The 4,573-nt window shown below is 72.5% G+C and carries 5 protein-coding genes and 1 pseudogene; 5 read left to right on the top strand and 1 reads right to left on the bottom strand.

All coding sequences use genetic code 11. From position 1 onward, the window contains the following. Nucleotides 1-249, top strand: a pseudogene (locus GTW67_RS29380) (hypothetical protein); the annotation flags it as partial. A 111-nt stretch (nt 250-360) separates the two neighbouring features. Beyond that, nucleotides 361-831 carry a large conductance mechanosensitive channel protein MscL gene (gene mscL / locus GTW67_RS29375; RefSeq protein WP_161167786.1) on the top strand — a complete coding sequence of 157 codons (471 nt, stop codon included), beginning with the start codon at nt 361-363 and terminating at the stop codon, nt 829-831. A 19-nt stretch (nt 832-850) separates the two neighbouring features. Here mscL and GTW67_RS37160 read toward each other — a convergent pair whose 3' ends face one another. Continuing rightward, on the bottom strand, nt 851-1,027 hold the full coding sequence (locus GTW67_RS37160) for a hypothetical protein (RefSeq protein ID WP_202437848.1): 177 nt from the start codon (nt 1,025-1,027) through the stop codon (nt 851-853). A 64-nt stretch (nt 1,028-1,091) separates the two neighbouring features. Here GTW67_RS37160 and GTW67_RS29370 point away from each other — a divergent pair, with 64 nt between their 5' ends. The 3 genes from GTW67_RS29370 to GTW67_RS29360 form a co-directional block, all read left to right on the top strand. After that, nucleotides 1,092-2,324, top strand: a complete 1,233-nt coding sequence (locus tag GTW67_RS29370) for a low temperature requirement protein A (RefSeq protein WP_161167785.1) — start codon at nt 1,092-1,094, stop codon at nt 2,322-2,324. Between the two features lie 28 nt (nt 2,325-2,352). Further along, the gene (locus tag GTW67_RS29365; protein WP_161167784.1) at nt 2,353-3,390 is read left to right on the top strand and encodes a P1 family peptidase; all 1,038 of its coding nucleotides are present in this window, start codon (nt 2,353-2,355) and stop codon (nt 3,388-3,390) included. Between the two features lie 242 nt (nt 3,391-3,632). Further along, on the top strand, nt 3,633-4,573 hold a 941-nt coding region (locus GTW67_RS29360; protein ID WP_161167783.1), incomplete at its 3' end, for an Ig-like domain-containing protein.

The raw sequence follows: 4,573 nt of genomic DNA, 5'->3' as shown, positions 1-4,573 counted from the left end.
GGGGAGGGCGCGGGCGGCGAGGTCGCCGTGGTCGCGCGGGGTGCGCGGGTGGTGGAGGTGCCGGGGCCGAGGCCGGGGCCGGCTGGGGGCGCTTCGGGGGCGGCGGGGGACGGCGTGGCGGAGGGCGGGCCGTCGGACGCCGGGGTGACCGGGTCCGGGGCGCTGGTCGTGCTGTCGGTGCCGGCCGCCACCGCACACCGGCTGGTCGGCGCGGGGGCCCGGACACGGCTGGCGGTGACCCTGTGCTGAGCCTGTCAAGTCCCTCGTTGGTGGGACCGGACTGGACAGCACCGCCGGGCGGCGGCGTAGGTTGCGGAGCGTTTTGTTCCACAACCTGGTCATGTGAGGAGTGCCCCCGAGGTGAGCGCGAAGAAGGAACCGAGCGTCCTGCAAGGCTTCAAGGCCTTCCTGATGCGCGGCAACGTCGTCGATCTGGCAGTCGCGGTGGTCATCGGCGCCGCCTTCACCAACATCGTCAACTCGGTGGTGAAGGGCATCATCAATCCGCTGGTCGGCGCGTTCGGCACGCAGAACCTGGACAGCTACAGCTCCTGCCTCAAGGGCCCGTGCACCGGTACGGGCGACAGTGCGACCGGCGTGCGGATCCTGTGGGGCTCGGTGCTCGGCGCCACCCTCACGTTCCTGATCACGGCGGGCGTCGTCTACTTCCTGATGGTTCTGCCCATGTCGAAGTACCTGGCCCGTCAGGAGGCCCGCCGCAAGGCGCGGGAGGGCACGCAGGAGGTCGTCGAGGTGTCCGAGCTGGAGGTGCTCAAGGAGATCCGCGACGCGCTGGTCGCCCAGCGCGGATCGGGGCACGACCGCACCTAGAGCCTGTCGTCCGCCCTGCTCACAGGTGGTGGGGCGGCTTCTCGTCGAGGAAGCGCTTGAGGTCGGCCGCGCTGTCGGCCTCGGGCCGCTCGCCCCATCCCCGGTCGGTGTCGTCCGAGGACTGCTGGTCGAAGGGGTCGTCGAAGACCAGCGCGGGCTTCGGCGCGCGGGGCTCGGGTTCGGGGGCGGTGCTCATGGCTCCCAGGGTACGGCCCGCCCCCTACGAGCACTTCCGCCTCGTCTCTGCTGTGCTGGGACCCATGACGTCCAGTCCCGCTCCCCCGCCCGAGTCGTCCGCCCCGGCCGCCGGCCGCCGGCCCCTGCGCAGGCTCACGGCCCGGCCGCCTCACGAGTCCCACCGCGTCGCCTCGCCGCTGGAGCTCCTCTTCGACCTGTGCTTCGTCGTGGCCGTCGCCCAGGCGGGCGTCCAGCTCGTGCACGCGGTCGCCGAGGGGCATGCCGGCGAGGGGATCCTCTACTACGCGATGGTCTTCTTCGCCATCTGGTGGGCGTGGATGAACTTCACCTGGTTCGCCTCCGCGTACGACAACGACGACGTGCTCTACCGGGTCGTCACCCTGGTGCAGATCGCCGGTGTCCTGGTCCTCGCCGCCGGGATCTCCCGGGCCTTCCAGGACCACGACTTCCTGGTCATCGTGATCGGCTATGTGATCATGCGGCTCGCCATGTCCGCGCAGTGGCTGCGGGCGGCGCGCCACGCCGGGCCGGCGGAGCGCGCGATGACGCTGAGATACGCGGGTGGCGTGCTGCTCTGCCAGGTCGGCTGGGTGGGGCTGCTGTTCGTGCCGGACGCCGGAAGGGCGTGGCTGTTCCTGGTGATGGCGCTGCTGGAGCTGTGCGTGCCGACGCTCGCGGAGAGGAACCACCAGTCGTCCTGGCATCCGCACCACATCTCCGAGCGGTACGGGCTGTTCACGATCATCGTGCTCGGCGAGACCATCGCCGCCGCCACGGTCGCGGTGAAGTCGGGCATCGACGAGAACGACGCGCTGGGCGAGCTGCTGCCGATCGCGGTGGGCGGGCTGCTGATCGTCTTCGCCGCCTGGTGGATCTACTTCGTGGTGCCCGTCCACGGCCACCTGCGCTCCAGCAGACAGGCCTTCGTGTGGGGCTACGGCCACTACCTGGTCTTCGCCTCGGCGGCGGCGATCGGGGCGGGCCTTGAGGTGGCGGTGGAGGAGGCGGTCGGCAAGGCGCACATCTCGACGCTCGCGGCGTCGGCCGCGGTGACCCTGCCGACGGCGATGTATCTGCTCACGGTCTGGGTGCTGCACGCCCGCCACTTCAAGGTGGGCATCGCGCAGCAGGCGGTCCTGCCGACGGCCGCGCTGCTGGTGATCGGCTGCACGTTCCTCGGCGAGACGGCCGTGCTGGCGGCGGGCATCGTCCTGGCGCTGGCGGTGGCGACCGGGGTGACGCTGACGGCCCGTGCGGGTGCGGCGGGACGGGGGACGACGGCGCCGGCCGCCTGAGGGCGCGCCGCCGGTCGACACTGGGGGCATGACAGTTGACGCATTGACGGACGTGGCCGGGGTGCGGGTGGGGCACGCGACGCGTATCGGCGGCGGGTGGCTCACGGGCACGACGGTGGTGCTCGCGCCGGAGGGCGGGGCGGTGGCCGCCGTGGACGTGCGCGGCGGCGGTCCCGGCACCAAGGAGACCGACGCGCTCGACCCGCGCAACCTGGTGCGGAAGGTCGAGGCGGTGGTGTTGACCGGCGGCAGCGCCTACGGGCTGGACGCGGCGTCCGGGGTGATGGCCTGGCTGGAGGAGCGGGGCCGCGGGGTGCGCGTCGGCCCCGATCCGGCCCACGTCGTGCCGGTGGTGCCCGCCGCCTGCGTCTTCGACCTGGGGCGCGGCGGCGACTTCCGGGCCAGGCCGGACGCGGCCACCGGGCGGGCGGCCGTCGAGGCGGCGCACGCGAGCGCACCGGGTGCGCCGGTGGCCGAGGGCGGCGTCGGGGCCGGTACCGGGGCCGTGGTGGGGGCGCTGAAGGGCGGGGTCGGCACCGCGAGCACCGTGCTGGAGTCGGGGATCACGGTGGCCGCGCTGGTGGTGGCCAACGCGGCGGGGTCGGTGACGGATCCGGAGACGGGGGTGCTGTACGGGGAGTTGTTCCAGGGGCGGCGCGTGGAGTGGCCGGCGGCGGACGTGCACGAGGCGGCGCGGCGGCGCCTCGCCGAGGCCGCGGCGCGGAACGCACCGCCTCCGCTCAACACCACGCTCGCCGTGGTCGCCACCGACGCCGACCTGTCCAAGGCGCAGGCGCAGAAGCTGGCCGGCACCGCGCACGACGGCATCGCGCGTGCCGTGCGTCCGGTGCACCTGCTCAACGACGGGGACACGGTGTTCGCCCTGGCCACCGGCGAACGCCCGCTCGACGCGACGCAGCCGCTCGCGCTGAACGAGGTGCTGGCGGCGGGCGCGGACACGGTGACCCGGGCGATCGTGCGCGCGGTACGGGCCGCGGGGCCGGTGGACGGGCCGGGCGGGACGTGGCCGTCGTACGGGGAGCTGTACGGAGAGTTGTACGGCTAGTCGTACGGGGACGCGCGCGGGATGTCGTAACGGGGCCGGCGTCCGGTGGAAGGCCGTGCGGGGACCGGCGTTCGGGCGGCGGGAGACGGTGTGCGGCGGGGCAAGTGCCGGGCGGTGGGGGGTGATTGTCGCGGTTCTGTCACCGATCGGCTTTTCCGACGGCCGGTGGGAACCCCCTCGGCCGCCGGTCCGCTCTTCAGGGCTGAAGCGGCCACGCACATCACCTGAACCTGGAGCAGCCCGTGACAACGCAGGACGTATCAGCGCGTCGTGTACTGGTGGCCTGTGCCGCCCTCGTGGCCGGCGCCCTGACCCTCACCGCCTGCGGCGGCAGCGCCAGCGCCGACGACAAGAGCGGCGGTGACGGCAGGGACGGCACCGGTTCGGTCAAGACCTCCGTGGCGAAGGTGGTGATCTCCGCGAAGGACGGTTCGACCGGCGCGTCGATCAACGCGACCGGCGTGAAGGTCAGCGACGGCAAGCTGACCGACGTGCGGATGACGGTGGCGGGCTCGGGCACGGCCGTGCCGGGCTCGGTGTCCGCCGACGGCACGAGCTGGAAGCCGAAGGAGCAGCTGGAGCGCGGCACGAAGTACCGGATCAGCGCGAGCGCGAAGGACGCGGCAGGTCTGCCGGCCTCGGCCGACGCGACCTTCACGACCGTCTCCTCGGACAACAGCTTCATCGGCACCTACACCCCGGACGGGGGCGCCACGGTGGGCGTGGGGATGCCGGTGTCGTTCACGTTCGACAAGGAGATCGGCGACAGGAAGGCCGTGCAGTCGCACATCACGGTCACCTCCAGCAGCGGACAGGAGGTGGTCGGGCACTGGTTCGGCGCGCAGCGGCTCGACTTCCGGCCCGACGACTACTGGAAGGCCGGCTCCAAGGTCACCATGAAGATCGACCTGGACGGGGTGGAGGGCGCGAACGGCGTCTTCGGCGTGCAGAAGAAGACCGTCACCTTCACCGTGGGCCGCTCGCAGGTCTCCACGGTCGATGTGAACACGCAGACCATGACGGTCGTGCGCGACGGCGAGACGGTCAAGTCGATCCCGATCTCGGCGGGCAGCGCCGAGAACCCGACGTACAACGGGCAGATGGTGATCTCCGAGAAGTCCCCCCAGACGCACATGGACGGCTCGACGGTCGGCTTCGGCGGCGAGTACGACATCCCGGACGT

The sequence above is a fragment of the Streptomyces sp. SID5910 genome (assembly GCF_009862125.1).
Classification (GTDB): Bacteria; Actinomycetota; Actinomycetes; order Streptomycetales; family Streptomycetaceae; genus Streptomyces.
Note: the sequence above shows the minus strand (reverse complement) of the source record. Positions and strands in the feature narration are given on the sequence as shown.

Bases quoted from the DNA above. Each gene is read 5' to 3' on its own strand.
- GTW67_RS29370 (WP_161167785.1), top strand. From the start codon at position 1,092: ATGACGTCCAGTCCCGCTCCCCCGCCCGAGTCGTCCGCCCCGGCCGCC.
- GTW67_RS29365 (WP_161167784.1), top strand. From the start codon at position 2,353: ATGACAGTTGACGCATTGACGGACGTGGCCGGGGTGCGGGTGGGGCAC.
- GTW67_RS37160 (WP_202437848.1), bottom strand. From the start codon at position 1,027: ATGAGCACCGCCCCCGAACCCGAGCCCCGCGCGCCGAAGCCCGCGCTG.